At 61.0% G+C, this 15,253-nt stretch carries 13 protein-coding genes and 1 pseudogene; 9 read left to right on the top strand and 5 right to left on the bottom strand.

The window, feature by feature from the left end:
* Position 1: 1 nt before the first annotated feature.
* Complete coding sequence (locus tag IHQ72_RS33315; RefSeq protein ID WP_258120009.1) at positions 2 to 688, bottom strand: response regulator; 687 nt, start codon at positions 686 to 688, stop codon at positions 2 to 4.
* Between the two features lie 245 nt (positions 689 to 933).
* On the opposite strand from IHQ72_RS33315, the gene IHQ72_RS33310 reads away from it, so the two are divergent.
* From IHQ72_RS33310 to IHQ72_RS33295, 4 genes and pseudogenes are all read left to right on the top strand, one after another.
* A complete protein-coding gene (locus tag IHQ72_RS33310; RefSeq protein WP_374120301.1) occupies positions 934 to 2,019 on the top strand; it encodes an efflux RND transporter periplasmic adaptor subunit in 1,086 nt (361 codons plus the stop codon).
* Complete coding sequence (locus tag IHQ72_RS33305; RefSeq protein ID WP_258120007.1) at positions 2,019 to 5,165, top strand: efflux RND transporter permease subunit; 3,147 nt, start codon at positions 2,019 to 2,021, stop codon at positions 5,163 to 5,165. Before IHQ72_RS33310 ends, IHQ72_RS33305 begins: the two co-directional genes overlap by 1 nt.
* A gap of 81 nt (positions 5,166 to 5,246) precedes the next feature.
* A complete protein-coding gene (locus IHQ72_RS33300) occupies positions 5,247 to 5,390 on the top strand; it encodes a hypothetical protein (RefSeq protein WP_258120006.1) in 144 nt (47 codons plus the stop codon).
* A 93-nt stretch (positions 5,391 to 5,483) separates the two neighbouring features.
* A pseudogene (locus IHQ72_RS33295) lies at positions 5,484 to 5,626 on the top strand (IS6 family transposase); the annotation flags it as partial.
* A gap of 168 nt (positions 5,627 to 5,794) precedes the next feature.
* Here IHQ72_RS33295 and IHQ72_RS33290 read toward each other — a convergent pair.
* From IHQ72_RS33290 to IHQ72_RS33280, 3 genes are read right to left on the bottom strand one after another with little or no spacing between them, the layout of a single operon-like run.
* Positions 5,795 to 7,009, bottom strand: coding sequence for an alpha/beta hydrolase (locus IHQ72_RS33290; protein WP_258120005.1), 1,215 nt, complete (start codon positions 7,007 to 7,009; stop codon positions 5,795 to 5,797).
* Between the two features lies 1 nt (position 7,010).
* A complete protein-coding gene (locus IHQ72_RS33285) occupies positions 7,011 to 10,061 on the bottom strand; it encodes an efflux RND transporter permease subunit (protein ID WP_309508722.1) in 3,051 nt (1,016 codons plus the stop codon).
* Complete coding sequence (locus tag IHQ72_RS33280) at positions 10,058 to 10,990, bottom strand: efflux RND transporter periplasmic adaptor subunit (RefSeq protein WP_258124021.1); 933 nt, start codon at positions 10,988 to 10,990, stop codon at positions 10,058 to 10,060. The genes IHQ72_RS33285 and IHQ72_RS33280 overlap by 4 nt, the downstream gene beginning before the upstream one ends.
* Between IHQ72_RS33280 and IHQ72_RS33275 the strand changes: the two genes are divergently transcribed.
* Positions 10,904 to 11,164 (top strand): hypothetical protein, encoded by a 261-nt coding sequence (locus IHQ72_RS33275; protein WP_258124077.1) that lies wholly within the window; start codon positions 10,904 to 10,906, stop codon positions 11,162 to 11,164. The genes IHQ72_RS33280 and IHQ72_RS33275 overlap by 87 nt on opposite strands.
* A 25-nt stretch (positions 11,165 to 11,189) precedes the next feature.
* Here the strand turns inward: IHQ72_RS33275 and IHQ72_RS33270 are convergent, their stop codons facing one another.
* Positions 11,190 to 12,254: an efflux RND transporter periplasmic adaptor subunit gene (locus tag IHQ72_RS33270; protein ID WP_258120003.1), complete on the bottom strand. Its 1,065-nt coding sequence runs from the start codon at positions 12,252 to 12,254 to the stop codon at positions 11,190 to 11,192.
* A gap of 105 nt (positions 12,255 to 12,359) precedes the next feature.
* Between IHQ72_RS33270 and IHQ72_RS33265 the strand changes: the two genes are divergently transcribed.
* From IHQ72_RS33265 to IHQ72_RS33250, 4 genes are all read left to right on the top strand, one after another.
* On the top strand, positions 12,360 to 12,992 hold the full coding sequence (locus IHQ72_RS33265) for a TetR/AcrR family transcriptional regulator (RefSeq protein ID WP_258120000.1): 633 nt from the start codon (positions 12,360 to 12,362) through the stop codon (positions 12,990 to 12,992).
* A 661-nt stretch (positions 12,993 to 13,653) separates the two neighbouring features.
* On the top strand, positions 13,654 to 13,920 hold the full coding sequence (locus tag IHQ72_RS33260) for a hypothetical protein (RefSeq protein ID WP_258119998.1): 267 nt from the start codon (positions 13,654 to 13,656) through the stop codon (positions 13,918 to 13,920).
* A gap of 182 nt (positions 13,921 to 14,102) precedes the next feature.
* A complete protein-coding gene (locus IHQ72_RS33255) occupies positions 14,103 to 14,411 on the top strand; it encodes a nucleotidyltransferase family protein (RefSeq protein ID WP_258119997.1) in 309 nt (102 codons plus the stop codon).
* A gap of 52 nt (positions 14,412 to 14,463) precedes the next feature.
* Complete coding sequence (locus IHQ72_RS33250; RefSeq protein WP_258119996.1) at positions 14,464 to 15,243, top strand: hypothetical protein; 780 nt, start codon at positions 14,464 to 14,466, stop codon at positions 15,241 to 15,243.
* Positions 15,244 to 15,253: the final 10 nt, after the last annotated feature.

The following is a 15,253-nucleotide window of genomic DNA, read 5'->3' as shown; positions in this document are numbered from 1 at the left end:
GTCAACCCAGAAGAAATTGATAGCCTTGGCCGCGGACGGACTGAATCCAGGACTGTCCGTCTTCCCGCAGTCCGAGCTTCTGGCGAACGCTGCTGATATGGACATCGATACGGCGATCGAACGGCGTCAGCGGCTTTCCGAAGGCACGCTTCGAAATGTCCTGCTTCGCTACAAGTTGTCCCGCGTTGCGGGCGAGGACCTCGAGCAGGCTGAACTCAGTGCCGGTAAGCTCCAGAGGCTCCCCGTCCCATTCGGCGGTTCTGCTGCCTGGATGAATCACCAGCCGTCCTGCTTTTATCGTGTCGTTGGATGGGCCGCTTGCGGGCTGGCTCGCGCGACGAAGGATCGCACGCAATCTGGCTGCAAGCTCTCCCGGTGAGCAGGGCTTCGGCACATAGTCATCGGCACCCAGATTGAGGCCCGATATGCGGTCGACCTCATCGCCTCTTGCGGTCAGCATCAATACGGGAACCCGGCTCAGCTTCCTGATCCTCTGGAGCACCTCGATCCCGTTCATCCGGGGCATCATGATGTCGAGCACGATTATGTCGACGGAGTTGCCGGCGGCAGCCGCAATCGCGGCGCGGCCGTCGGAGTCGGTAGCCACCTCGTATCCTTCTTCTGTCAGGTATTCCTGCAGAAGTGTCGTCAGCTCGACATCGTCGTCGATGAGGAGAACCGTGTTCATCTGCCTCGTCCGCCGTTCATTCCTACACCATACTTACCCATACAGCACAAACGCTGGTGTGCGACCGGATTTTACCCAGCTTAACACTAACTTGACCGCACTTAACGTTCGTCCGGCTATCTCAGTGCATGGTGTCATCGGCTGAGTTCCAGAGCGGCCTGAGCGCCGTCTGCGCGGCCGGCCGAATGGACGCTGTCGACCTGATGCGGCGTGGGGAGAAGGCGCCGATGACCTGACCCGTTAGGATGGTATCGTTGAGAATACAGGCCACCTCACTCGCCGCCGCCCTTTTCGGAGTGGCGCTCATGCTGCTGCCGTTTCCCAGCGTTGCCGCCGACCAACCCGAGGCGCCCGCCCTCACGGTCTCTCTGGCGGCGCCGGCGCAGCGGGAGTGGCCGGAAACGGCCCCGGCCAGCGGCTGGCTCAAGCCATGGCAGGAAGCGGTCATCGCATCCGAAACGAGCGGCCTTCGCATAACCGACGTTCTCGCCGATGTCGGCTCCGCCGTGAAAAAGGGACAGACGCTCGTCCGGCTCTCGCAGGACAGCGTGCTGGCCGATCTTCGCAAGCAGGAAGCAGCGGTCAGGACCGCCAAGGCAAATCTGGCACAGGCTACGGCGCATGCCGACCGGGCGCGGCAACTGCGCCCGTCGGGCGCTCTTTCCGATCAGAATATCGTCGAGCGGCTGACCACCGAGGAGACGGCGAAGGCGAGCCTCGAATCGGAGGAAGCCGCCCTCGAAAGCCAGAAGATCAAGCTCGAACAGACGACCGTCACGGCCGTTGACGATGGGCTCATAACCTCGCGCTCCGCCGATCTCGGCACGGTTGTCGCCTCCGGCACCGAATTGTTTCGTATGGTCCGGCAGCAGCGCGTCGAGTGGCAGGCGGAAGTTTCGGCGCGCTACCTTCCGCGTATCTCGGCAGGATTGAACGTCGACATCGACGGGCCGGATTGCCAGCTCATTCAAGGCAGGGTAAGGCTGGTCGGCCCCTCGGTCAGCACCGGCACCGGGCGCGCCATCGTCTACGTTGCCCTTCCGATAGACGTTCATCCGCGCGTCGGATTGTATGTGACCGGCAAAATCGAACTTGAAATCACGGCGGCCCTAACCGTCCCCGAAACGGCCATCGTGTTCCGCGACGGGATCAACTACGTCTTCGTGGTCGACAAGGACAAGCGTGCGCAAAGGGTGCGCGTGGAGACCGGCCGCCGCGGTAACGGCGAAGTCGAGATCCTTTCCGGCGTAGACCGGTCGTCGCAGGTCGTGACCTCGGGCGGAGCGTTCCTGTCAGACAACGCTCTCGTGAAAATTGCGGGAGAAGGCTGATGAACTTCTCCACCTGGTCCATCCACAATCCCGTACCGGCGATACTGCTGTTTGCGATGTTGACCGTCGGCGGGCTGCTGGCATTCAAGCATCTGCCGGTCCAGAACTTCCCCGACATGGACCTTCCAACCATCAGCGTTGTTGCCACGTTCGACGGCGCGGCGCCGACGCAGCTCGAAACGGAGGTTGCCCGTGTCATCGAGGACAATCTCGCGTCGCTGAGCCATCTCGACCACATCACGACGGCCGTCACCGACGGGACGGTATCGATCAAGGTGTCCTTCAAGCTGGAAAAAAACAGCGAGGAGGCGCTGAACGAGGTTCGCAATGCCCTCGACAGTGTGAAGGCCGATCTGCCGGCCCAGATGGAATCGCCAAGCGTCACCAAGGTCACCGTGCAGAGCGCCGCGTTGGTGACCTATGCCATCCGTTCGGCGAACCTCAACGAAACCGAGCTTTCCTGGTTTGTCGACAACGACATGACCAAGGCGTTGCTCTCGGTGTCCGGCGTAGGACAGCTCAATCGTGTGGGTGGGGTAGATCGCGAGGTTCATGTCGACCTCGATCCGGCGACGATGGCGTCGCTTGAGGTTACGGCAGCCACGGTGTCGGCGCAGTTGAAGTCGGTCCAGGCGGATACGTCCGGCGGTCGCGGCGAAGTCGGCAGCACCCGCCAGACGCTGCGCACGCTCGGCGCCGTGGCCTCGGTCGAAGATCTGAAAGGGCTTCGAATCCCTCTTGCCAATGGCCAGCAGGTTCGTCTCGACGATATCGCATCCGTCAAGGACAGCTATGCGGACCGATCCTCGATGGCCTATTTCGACGGCCAGCCCGTGATCGCGGTCGAGGTCAAGCGTTTCAACGGTTTCTCGGACACGGGCGTTGCCGCCGGCGTCGACGAGGCCATGAAGCAATTCGCGGCCGCGCATCCCTATGTACAGATCGATGAAGCCTACAGCACGGTCGGGCCGATCATCGAAAACTACAACGGCTCCATGCACATGCTGTACGAGGGAGCGATCCTCGCGGTCGTCGTTGTCTGGCTCTTCCTTCGGGACTGGCGTGCGACGATTCTGTCGGCAGTGGCATTGCCGTTGTCGGTCATCCCAACCTTCCTCGCCATGTACCTGGCCGATTTCAGCCTCAATATCGTGACGCTGCTCGCCCTGTCGCTTGTTGTCGGCATCCTCGTCGATGACGCCATAGTCGAGATCGAGAACATCGCCCGCCACCTCAAGATGGGCAAGAAACCGGTCGAAGCCGCGCTCGAAGCCGCCAACGAAATCGGCCTGGCGGTTATCGCCACCACCTTTACGCTGGTGGCGGTGTTCCTGCCGACGGCCTTCATGAGCGGTATACCGGGGCTTCTGTTTCGTCAGTTCGGCATCACCGCTGCCGTTGCCGTCCTCGCCTCGCTCGTGGTCGCGCGTCTTCTGACGCCGATGATGGCCGCCTATTTCATGAAAGCGCATCCGGCAGAGGAGAAGGATGGCCGCATCATGCGCGCCTATATGGCGATCGTGAAGGCGGCCCTGAGCCACCGGAAAACCACCGTCGTCTTGACCGCTGTCGTCGTCGCGTTTTCGCTTTCGACAATTCCCTTCCTCAAAACAGGGTTCCTGCCTGCATCCGACAATGCGCGGACCCAGATCACGCTGACCCTGCAGCCCGGCGTGACCATCGGGCAGACGGAGGCAATGACCCGGAAGGCGGCGGACATCGTCGGCAAGCTGGGCGACGTCACCGACGTTTTCTCGTCGATCGGTTCGGCTGCCGTGGGCGGCGGCCCCGATGCCTCCACCACAAGCAGTGTCGGAAGTGCCACGCTGGTCGTGACGCTGACGCCCATCGAAGAGCGGAGCCGCAAGCAGTCCGAGATCGAAAACGACATCCGCCAGGCTCTATCGGTTCTCCCCGGCGTCCGTGTCGAAGTCGGCGGCGGCGGCAACGGAACGAAGCTCGATATCACCCTTGCCAGCGACGACCCGACAGCGCTCGACGGCGTCAGTACACCGCTTGAGGAACAGCTCCGCACGCTTAAAGGTATCGGAGCGGTCACGTCGAGCGCGTCGAGGCGGGCGCCCGAAATCCAGATCATTCCGGATTTCGCGCGTGCGGCCGCACTCGGGGTGACATCCAACGCTGTCGCCGAAGCCGTGCGCGTGGCGACAGGCGGAGACTATTCTTCCGCGCTGCCGAAGCTCAATCTGCCGCAGCGGCAGGTTCCAATCGTCGTCCAGTTCGCCCCAAAAACACGCACGACCCTCGACGACATCAGGAACATCAGGGTCGCGGGCGCCAATGGCAGTGTCGATCTCGGTTCGATCGCCGACCTACGCATCGGCGGCGGTCCCTCCCAGATCGACCGCATCGACAGAATGCGCAACGTGACCGTCTCCGTCGAACTCAACGGCCGCATCCTGGGTGACGTGAACCGCGAGGCAAAGGCGCTGCCGGCTCTCGAGAACCTGCCGGTGGGGGTGACGCTGGTCGACCAAGGCGAGCTTCAGCGCAGTTCGGAACTGTTCCAGAGCTTCAGCCTGGCCATGGCGATTGGCGTGTTCTGCATCTATGCGGTTCTGGTGCTGCTCTTCCACGACTTCCTGCAGCCCTTCACTATCCTGATGGCGCTTCCGCTCTCGCTCGGCGGCGCGTTGCTGCCGCTGGTGCTGACCGGAACCGCTTTCTCCATGTCGGTCGTCATCGGACTGCTGATGCTCATGGGCGTGGTGACGAAGAATTCCATCCTTCTCGTCGAATACGCGATCATGTCGCGCCGCCTGGGGATGTCCCGGTTCGACGCTCTCATCGATGCCTGCCACAAGCGGGCGCGGCCGATTGTCATGACCACCATAGCCATGGCGGCGGGAATGCTTCCGGTCGCGCTCAACCTCGTGGGCGGCGATTCAAGCTTCCGCCAGCCCATGGCCATCGTGGTGATCGGCGGGGTGATGATGTCGACCCTGCTGAGCCTCATCGTCATTCCGGTGATCTTCACCTTCGTCGACGATCTGCTCGAGACGCTCAAGCGGCTCTTAAATCGGCCCGGTCCGCACGACGAAACATCCGGCCAGGAACCCCATGCCTCCGACGGTCGCGAAGTGCTCGCCTTCGAGGGCAGCCCGGCAAAACGCGGGCACGGCTGAAGATGACCGGCTTCGAGGACAGTTCCCGAGGAACACCTCCGGCGGCCGGTCCGGGCGGTGTTTGAATCAATGAGAGGGACCATGCGCAGCGTTGTCGTCATCGTGCTTATCTTCGCGGCGATTGTCCTCGCGTTTTCGCAGGTATGGCTGCCGAAGCTGCTGGGTTGGGGCTCAGGCGTCGTCACCGTTTCGGGACTGTCACAGCCCATGCCCGTTGCGCGGTGACAAGCGGCGGGAAGGTCAGACATCGGCGGCTTTCGTAGAAGAAGTCGAGGGTCGGAGCGGGTTCTGCGTCGGCGATTGCGAGCGGATGCACACGACCGTTCCCGGCGTCGGCTGAAGCCGATGCGGATCCGCAGAAGTAAATACCTGAATAACCGGATCGCAGGACCATCGGCGCATCAAGCGCCGCATTCCTGTCAATGCTCGGCTTCAAATCACCGGCATCAGCCGCGATCATGAGCGCTCACGCTGGGCGCGACAAGTGTCTCGAAGCGTTAATAGCACAACACACGAAGACCAAATCCGTGTGGGTATACCTCGGTTGTTGCGTTGGAAAGCCGCCGAACCCTGCGGGACTCGGCGGCCTCTGCTCGCCTCGCGCTAATGTGATCCGTCCGATCGCCGGCTCAATAGGATATCTCACCATCGAGGATCCTCGCCCTGCGGTAAGGATTATCGCCGACGGCGGACACTGGAGCCGCTACGACTGCTCGCACTGCCGAACCGGCGAGATTGGCTGTCCCAATCGTCGCCATCCTCATTTGACCTGCGAAGGTGGCCTGCCCTGCTTCCAAAGACTGGCCGGCCAAGCCGCGCCCGAGAAGACGAATCATTTCGGGGCTGTCCGCAAACGCATTATGACCGAGCGGATCGCGAGGATCGACAGCGCTCGTGTCGATCACAGTGATGCCGAGCCGCTTGAGATCGGCCGAGTGAGGAGCGAGATCGACGTCGCCGAGAGCTCCGACGCGATTGACGCCGCCCGAGATCAATCGTGAAATCCCTAGCGCCTTGTCCTCAGTCGAGGTGAAGATCGTGAAATGCGGCAGCTTTGGCCCCATCTCGATGACCTGGCGACGAAACACGTCCACATCGATGTCCGGTGACGCCAGGATGACATTGTTGATTTTGGCTGGAATTGTCCCGTTGCGCATGCCGACGCCACGCAGCGCCTCCGCCGTAAGCCAGGCTCCCATGGAATGGGCGAGTATCGTGACTTCGCCGACGTCGGGGCTTTCGGCGGCTTGAAGGATCATGTCTTCCAAAGCCCGACGCGAATAGTTGGTGCTGTCCTTGTCGTAGAGATAGCCGGACACGCTGGCGCGCGAAGGCCAGGTGAACAGTATAGGCGCTGCATCCGTTCCGGAATCATGAACGATCTGAGCAAAGCGGAAGACCGCATCAGAATAGCTGCTGTTGAAACCGTGGACAAAGATGACGGCCTGCCGTTTGGCATTCCGGTTCTTGCGAAACCACCGCAGGATATTCTGTTCCGATGCGACTTTGCCGACCTTCAGGACCGCAAACTCCTTCTCGGGATTGGCCGGCACGTGCGAGGGCCACTGGACCTCGCCGATTTTGCGATTTCTATCTGGAGGAATGGAGACAACGATGCTGTTCAATGAGATCACCGTTCCTCTGTCGCCAGAATAGAGCCGCCCGGGATCCTCGACCGGCTTGCGGGTCGTCGTAACCAGCATGTCGACCTGAGCGGCATCGCCGCCGGGGGCGAGCGCAAGCGGCTTGAGCACGCTCTCTGGCCGCGTCGCGCAGCCAGCCAGGACGCACAGGACAAGTGGCGGCAAAAGCAATGCATGGCACCAGCAGCGAAATGCCGTCACGTCATGCCTCCTCGGCGTCGAGGCGAATCCGGAACCATACGACGTAGAGCGAAGGCAGAAAGAGCAGGGTCAGCACTGTCCCGACGATGATGCCGCCCATCATTGAATAGGCCATCGGACCCCAGAAGATCTGCCGCGATATCGGGATCAGGGCAAGCGTGGCGGCTGCGGCCGTCAGCATGATCGGCCTCATGCGGTGCTCCGTTGCCTCCACGACTGCCTTCCATGGAGACAGTCCAGATCCACGCAATTCCTCGATTTGCACGACCAGGATGACCGAATTGCGGATGAGAATGCCGATGAGGGCCAGCACACCCAAAAGGGCGACGAAGCCGAGCGGCGCGTTGCTGAGCAGCAGCGCTGCGACAACGCCGACCAAGGCGAGCGGCGCGACGGAGAAGACGAGGAACAGCCGATGGAAGCTCTGGAGCTGGATCATCAGGAGCGTTGCCATGGCAAACAGCATGACCGGCGCCACCGCCAGGATTGGACCCTGGGACTTGGCGCTTTCCTCGACGGACCCGCCGACCTCGACGGAGTAGCCGGCGGGCAATGTCGTCTTGAACGCCTCGACCTTTTCGGCAAGCGCCGCCACAATGGTTGCTGGCTGCGTCGCATCCTTGATGCCGGCCTTGATCGTGATGGTCGGGATCCGGTCGCGCCGCCAGATCGTCGGCTGTTCAAGTTCGTAGCGGAACGTCGCCACGGATGACAGCGGGATGACCTTGCCACTGCTGCTCGACAGTTGAAGATCGAGCAACGTGTCGACGGATCCGCGCTCCTCGGCTTCGGCACGGCCGATCACGTTCACGAGATAGATGTCATCCCTGACCTGCGTCGCGGTTGCTCCCTCAACGATGCTGTTCAGCGCGGTGGCGATATCCTCCGAGGAAACGCCCAATTGTCGCGCCTTGTCCTGCAAGACATCGATCTTCACCACGCGCGCCGGTTCGTTCCAGTCGAAGGCAAGATTGGTCAGCGATGGTTGGGAATCGATGATCGAACCCAGCTTGCCCGCGAGATCGCGAACCGTCTGGATATCCGGGCCCGATACCCGATATTGAACCGGCTTGCCGACTGGAGGACCGATATCGAGCAGTTTCACGAAGGCGTCGGTGCCCGGAAACGTCTGATGCAGGTAATCCTGCAGGTCCTTTCTAAGCTTGTCGCGGACGTCCAGCCCCTTGGTCACAATGATGGTCTGCCCGAAGGTGATGTCGTTCGGCTGCGGATCGAAGGAGAGGATGAAGCGCGGTGCGCCCCTTCCGACATAGGTCGACCAATGATCGATGTCGGGATTGCCGGCGAGCTTCTCCTGTTCGAAGCGTGCCATCTGCCGGCTGGTTTCGCTGATCGAGCTGTTATGCGGAAGGTTCCAGTCGACAATCAGTTCCGGCCGATCGGAACTGGGGAAGAACTGTTGCTGGACCAGCGACGTGCCGGCAATGGACAAGGCGAAGACAGCGACCGTCACGGCGATCGTCACCCATCGCCAGCGCAGGCAAAGATGAAGAATGCGAGCAAAGCCGGCTGCAAACCAGCCCTTGTGATCCGCATGCTTTTTCATCGTTTTCGGCAGTATCGTCACACCGAGCAACGGCGTGAACAGAACCGCGACCACCCAGGAAACGATGAGCGACACGGCAATGACGACGAAAAGGGAGAAGACGAACTCGCCCGCGCTGCTGCTGTTGAAGCCGACCGGGACGAAGCTCGCGACGGTGACAAGCGTGCCGGTCAGCATCGGGAAGGCGGTCGAGGTGTAGACGTGGGTGGCGGCTTTTTCGAGACTGTCGCCGACCTCGAGCCGGGCCACCATCATCTCCACGGCGATCATGGCGTCGTCGACGAGCAGACCAAGGGCGATGATCAACGCCCCAAGCGAGATTCGTTGCAGCGAAATGCCTGTGTACTGCATCACCAGAAACGTAATGGCGAGAACCAGCGGAATTGAAATCGCCACCACCAGTCCAGCCCTCATCCCGAGGCTGACGAAGCTGATGGCAAGCACGATGGCGATCGCTTCGAACAAGGCATGCGTGAAACTCGATACCGCCTCATCGACGACTGCCGGCTGGTCGGACACACGCTCTACCGCCGCGCCGACCGGAAGATCCTGGGTAATTTCGGCGATCGTCTTTTCCAGCGCCTTGCCGAAGTCGACGAGATTGCCGCCGGCCTTCATCCCGACAGTCAGGGCGATCGCCGGCTTGCCGTTGAAGCGAAACAGGGTGGTCGGCGGATCGACGTAGCCGCGGGTGATGGTTGCGACGTCGGTCAGCGGAAAGAACCTGTCGTTGACCCGCAGGTTGATCGCTCGCAGGCTCTCCTCGGAGATGAAGCGGCCGCCGACACGCAGCGCGATGCGTTCCGGTCCCGCCTCGATAAATCCTGATTGGGTGACGGCGTTCTGCGCCTGAAGAGTGGAAATGATCGAAGACCGGTCGATGCCGAGGGCAGCGATCTTGCGGGTCGAGAATTCGAGAAAGATCGCTTCATCCTGCGCCCCTGCGATCTCGACCTTGCCGACATCTGGAACCGCCAGAATCTTCGTGCGGGCGCCCTCGACGAGATCGCGCAATTGCCTCTGGCTCAGCCCATCACCCGTGAAGGCGAAGATGTTGCCGTAGACATCGCCGAAGCGGTCGTTGAAGAAAGGCCCGACGACACCCGAAGGAAATTCAGCCTGGATATCGGCGATCATGTTGCGGACGCGCAGCCAGGTTGGCTCGACATCCCGGGCCTTCGTCGATGGCAGGAGATCGACGAAGACGATCGTCTGGCCGGCCGTGGTCAGGCTGCGGGTATGCTCGACGGATTCGAGCTCCTGCAGCTTCTTTTCGATACGGTCGCTAACCTGCTGCGTAACTTCCTGTGCCGATGCACCCGGCCATTGCGCCTGGATCACCATGGTCTTGATGGTGAAGGACGGATCTTCCTCACGGCCGAGCCCGACATAGGCAAAGATGCCCGCCAAGGCAAAGGCAATCATGAAATACCAGACAAGCGAGCGATGCTCGAGCGCCCAGTCAGAAAGGTTGAATTTGTTCACTGGGGCAGCTCCTGTGCAGGTCTTATGCTTTGGCCGTCCGCGAGTTCATTGGCGCCCGCGACGGCAACTTCTTCTCCGTTCTGCAGCCCCGACAGGACCCGGACACGAGCAGCCCCGGCGGGCCGGGCTTCGAGCCGGACCGGTCTCAGGGAGATTGTGAGTTTGGCCCGATCGATCACCCAGACATGGTCGGCGCCATCCTGCTCAAGGATTGCGGTGGCCGGCAGCACGATCGCGCTGGCCGTGGCTTTGCTTGCCGCCGTCGCCGTGACGACGGAACCGAGACGGAAAACCTCGGGTGCCTCGTTCAAGGCGATCTTCAACCTGTGGCTGCGGGTATTGGCGTCGGCTTCCGGGCCGATCTCTCGCAGAACGCCCACCGTCCGAACCGTGTCATCAAGCTGAAGAGCGATGTCGAAGCGCGTCCCAGGGCGTAGTGAACCGACCTGGGCTTCGGGCACATCGACCACAACATCACGCCGATCCAGGCCGGCTAACCTCAGGACCGTCTGACCGGCCGTGACCGTCTGTCCGACCTGGACCGAAGTGGCGGTCACCACGCCATCGAATTCGGCTTTCAACCGCGAATATCCAAGCTGCTCGCGTGCCTTGTCGAGACGAGCCCGCGCCTGTCCCACATCCGCCTCGGCCGACTTGAGGCCCTGATCCGCAACTTCGGCATCGGCAACGCTGCCGGTATTTGCAGACGCGAGATTGCGCTTGCGCTTTTCGGTGGCTGTGGCGTTCTCGAGCTGCGCCTCGGCATTGCGCAGATCAGCCTCGGCGCTCGTGACGGCAAGCTGCAGCGCCAGAGGATCGAGCTCGGCCACAACATCGCCCCTGTGCACCAGATCGCCGACCTCGACGCTGCGCGATATGACGCGGCCCAATGCCCGGAATGCCAGATCTGTTTCAACCCGCGCCTGCACGACGCCGGCGAAACCCAAAACAGCGGGCAGCTCCGGTTTCGCCGTGACGACGTTGACCGGTCGTGGCGGGGCCGCTTTCGCGGCTGGGCTTTGGTCGCAGCCCGAAAGAAGCAACAGCACCAGAACGGCCTGAAGCAAGATCAGGACCGTTATCACCTGAACGAACCGGCTTGAGATGCGTGAACGGAAGCTGGTCATGTCACTTCTCCTGCCAGGCCACAGCCTGGCCCTGCTTGAGAAATTTTCCGCCGTCGGTGACGACCAGGTCTTTTGGCGCAATCCCACCGGTGACGATGAAATCGGCTGTTCGATAGCGGGCGACCGCGACCTTGCGCAGCGAGACCGATTTGCTTGCCGCGTCGATGACCCATACCGCCGGCTCACCCCCGGCGGAGGCCATGGCGCTCCACGGCAGGATCACACCTTGACGAGACGGTGAATGGAATTCACCCACCACCGACGTTCCGAGCGACCATTGCGCCTCTTGCGGCAGCGCCACCTTGACGCGGATGGTCCCGGTGCTCGTATCGATGACTGGAGAGACTTCCCGGATTTTGCCCCGTGCCGTGCGCGCCCGATCACCCACCGGAGCAACCTCGACTTCACTCGTCGGTCGGCCTGGGAGGAAGAAGGCTTCGAACACCTCGAAAGAAGCGTCCCGCGGGCCATCGCGCGCAAGCGTCAGCGCCGGCTGCGCCGCAGAGACCACCTGGCCTGCTTCGACGCTGCGCGAGGTGATGACGCCATCTGCGTCGGCTTTGAGCTCCGTATGGGAAAGCGCATCCAGCGCCGTCGCTAAACTCGCCTGGGCGACTTCCAGAGAGCCCTGCGCTGTCGTCAACGCCTCTCGCGCCCCATCATAGGTCGACTGAGCGATTGCTCGCGATTTCAGCAATGTCTTGTAGCGTTCGAAGGCAAGCGCCTTCTGCTTGACGGTGGCTTGTGCCGACCGCAGGCCCGCCCGGGCGGAATCGACATCGGCGCGTTGCTCGGTGTCGTCGATGCGCATCAGGACGTCGCCCGCACGCACCCGTGATCCGACATCGACGCGGCGTTCTCTCACCCGGCCGCCGGTCCGGAAAGACAACTCGGATTGAACCCGAGCCTTCACTTCCCCGGTGACCGCGGCGCCCGGCTGGTATTGAGCCAGCGAGGCGGCAATTGCTCGCACCGGCTGCGGTGCCGTCTGGCTTGAGGTATGGTCCTCGCAGCCTGCCAGGGCGGCACAGGCGAGACCCAGAATGATTGGGCGAAATGTGTTCATTGCTCCAGGCACCGTTGCATCAGAGGAAACGGTGGGCTAAATATCGCTGACTTACGAGTTAGTCAATGGATTTTTGACGGAATCGTCTGACCGGTTCAACGAAGGATGCCAGCCATGGAAAAGAAACTTTCTCGAGCAGAACAGAAAGCGAGGCGCCCGCACGAGATCCTCGATGCGGCGTTCGAGGAGTTTGTCGAAAAGGGATATGCAGCCGCGCGCGTCGAAGACGTCGCCGCGCGCCTGGGCGTCACAAAAGGCACGGTCTATCTGTATTTTCCGACGAAGGACGCTTTGTTCGAGGCAACGATGGGACATGTCTCGGCGCCGTTCGAAGACGTCCGAGCTTCTATCGATGCGCTGCTAGGCTCTCATTCCGACCGTTTGCGCCAATTGCTTCTCCTGGGATACGACAAGCTCGCCGGCGACAGGAAGACGAGAGAGTTGTTGCGCCTCCAATTGGCTGACGGTTCGCGCTTCCCCAATATCATCGACCGGCATTACAGCGAGTTTATCGCACCCCTGCTCGACGCAGTTCGCGCGCTTATCGAGCAAGGCGTGGCTTCGGGCGAGTTTCACGAGGGCGCCGCTGCAAATATGCCGGAAGTGGTGATCAGCTCGGCTATTCACCTCACTATCTGGAAACTGATCTTCGCAGACAGAAATCCAATCGATGAGGCGGCCTTTATCGAGGCACATGTCGATCTCGTCTTAAACGGTTTGCTGCAGCGGAACAGTTGAGGTTTGTGCCAGCTTCAAAGGCTGGTGATTCCGCTTGAATGGCGAGCAGTCCAGCGCAATTACGCAATGGTGTACTTTTTCGTGCGGGTCCGGGACGCCGGCCTGTTATCGAGCCCCGTGGTTGGCTGCGCAATGACTGCCCCAGTTCGTCACGGACGCATTGTCAAAGAACTGAGCGTAGCCAGGAAGCGCCTAAAGGCACAGCATTCCTCCTAGCAGCGACGAGATCGGTCGCAGGCTATCTTTCGAGACCGGTAATTTCCCTGGGGTCGAATACAGGTTGTTAGGCCCGCGTAGTCTATGAGCGCCGCTTTGTTCGGAGGGAGAGCGATGGCGGTGGAATGGACGATCACGATCGAGGGCAGGAACGAGTTCGGTGACGTTTGCCGGAAGGCGGTCCGCATCGACAAGAGCTGGGAACGTCTGTTTGACGGCGACCTCGGCCTGTCGATCGAAGATAGCAAGACCATCATGGCGGCGCTGCAGAGCGCGGTCGTGAACCATGAGGCGGAGACGTATTCCCTAGTTTCGTCGGGTCTGCCCGGATTGCCACAGGTTTCGGCCGGTCAAGGACTACACGACGCGACGGATCCGGACTGTCTTTGGCATCGTGGAGGTGCGCAATCCTCGTTGGATGCTGTGTCGGGATTGTTACCCAGGCATGGTCGATGCCTTTGCGCCGCTGCGGGAGATCTGCCCGGATCGAGCGACATCCGAGCTGATGGAACTGACGGCGCGGCTGGGGAGCATGATGCCGTACCGGCAGGCTGCGAGAGTGCTTGCCGAATTCCTGCCCGTTGAGCCGACCGAGACGCATGCCACCGTGCGCAAGCGAACCATCAGGATTGGCGAACGGCTCTCCTGCGCGCCGCCTAACCCCAGAGAAGTTACCGGTCTCGCCAAGAGCGATTATCAAATTAACTGCTAATTATCAAATTAAGTGCCGGGCCTAAGCATTTGGAATCGTTTGTATGGCATTCTCATAATTAAGTGCCAAGTGACAATGGGCGCGGCAGCGGCTCGCCGCGACCGGGCGCGCATTGAACCTGTGTTTCTGACGGAACCGGCAGAGCCGTTTGTGCCATGCTACCAACTAAGCAAAGTGATGAAATGAACGAGTTTGCCGGAAGCCTCGTGCCTCAGAATGTCTTGCTGCGCAAATCCGAGGTCTATTCGATATTGGACGAGATCTGTCAGGATCTCGAACTGACCACCGCGCAAATGGAGGCCGCCAAGGCGAGCTATGAGGCGGTCGCAGATTGGTTGTCCTCGTCGGACAATCCCATTTTGCAACACATTGATGTTTACCCGCATGGATCGGCGGGGCTGGGCACCTCAGTGAAACCGCTCGGCCGCGAGGATTCGATGTCGATGTTATCTGCTCGTTTTCCGATTTGCGTCGGTACGCCCGCCCGCTGAGCTGAAGAAGATCGTTGGCGACCGGCTTCGCGAAAATGCACGCTATGCAGCTATGCTTGAGGAGAAAAAGCGGTGCTGGCGTCTGAACTACGCGCGCGAATTCCATCTGGATGTTACACCAACAATTGTGAACCCCAGCTGCAACAATGGCGGCGAGTTGGTACCGGATAAAAGCCTGAGCGAATTCAAGCCCAACCCGAAGGGATATTGGGCACTGTTCGAGAAGCGCGCCTTGATGCGGCCGCGCCTCAAGGTTCAAAAGGCCATCGCAGCTGACCGGCAGGCTAATATCGAGCCCTTCCCCGTGCACATAAGGGTCAAGGGCATTTTGCGCCAAACCGTTCAGCTGCTGAAGCGCCACCGCGATATCTATTTCTTCGATATCGAGGCCGACATCGCGCCAATCTCTATCGTCATTACGACGCTGGCAGCGCAAGCCTACGAGTACTGCGTGAACACGTTCACCTTTGACTCCGCACTTGATGTCGTCATCGCAACGATCCGGATGATGCCTCACTTCATTGATCGGCCTTTCGTGAATGGTCAGCGGATGTATGTTGTCGCCAACGAAACGACCATCGGCGAGAATTTCGCCGAGCGCTGGAACAAGGAGCCTGCGCGGGCCACGGCTTTTATGCCTGGCACGCCAAGGCGCTCGCCGACTTCGAGAACCTCGCTGAACTCGAAGGCCTCGACCGCATCACCAAGAAACTCCGCGATTCCTACGGCAAGACCGTCGTGGCGCGCGTCATGGATGCCCGCACCGAACAGTTTTCAGGCGCGCGCGCGGCGCAAAAGCTTTTTGTTGCGCTTATGGTTGGTCTTACGTTGACCAACAGCGC

This window comes from Mesorhizobium onobrychidis (assembly GCF_024707545.1).
In the GTDB taxonomy this organism is placed as follows: Bacteria; Pseudomonadota; Alphaproteobacteria; order Rhizobiales; family Rhizobiaceae; genus Mesorhizobium; species Mesorhizobium onobrychidis.
This window is presented reverse-complemented; position numbering and strand designations above follow the sequence as displayed.

Coding starts and splice junctions, on each gene's coding strand:
- IHQ72_RS33315 (WP_258120009.1), bottom strand. CDS start 688: ATGAACACGGTTCTCCTCATCGACGACGATGTCGAGCTGACGACACTT.
- IHQ72_RS33310 (WP_374120301.1), top strand. CDS start 934: ATGGTATCGTTGAGAATACAGGCCACCTCACTCGCCGCCGCCCTTTTC.
- IHQ72_RS33305 (WP_258120007.1), top strand. CDS start 2,019: ATGAACTTCTCCACCTGGTCCATCCACAATCCCGTACCGGCGATACTG.
- IHQ72_RS33300 (WP_258120006.1), top strand. CDS start 5,247: ATGCGCAGCGTTGTCGTCATCGTGCTTATCTTCGCGGCGATTGTCCTC.
- IHQ72_RS33270 (WP_258120003.1), bottom strand. CDS start 12,254: ATGAACACATTTCGCCCAATCATTCTGGGTCTCGCCTGTGCCGCCCTG.
- IHQ72_RS33265 (WP_258120000.1), top strand. CDS start 12,360: ATGCCAGCCATGGAAAAGAAACTTTCTCGAGCAGAACAGAAAGCGAGG.
- IHQ72_RS33260 (WP_258119998.1), top strand. CDS start 13,654: ATGGTCGATGCCTTTGCGCCGCTGCGGGAGATCTGCCCGGATCGAGCG.
- IHQ72_RS33255 (WP_258119997.1), top strand. CDS start 14,103: ATGAACGAGTTTGCCGGAAGCCTCGTGCCTCAGAATGTCTTGCTGCGC.
- IHQ72_RS33250 (WP_258119996.1), top strand. CDS start 14,464: ATGCTTGAGGAGAAAAAGCGGTGCTGGCGTCTGAACTACGCGCGCGAA.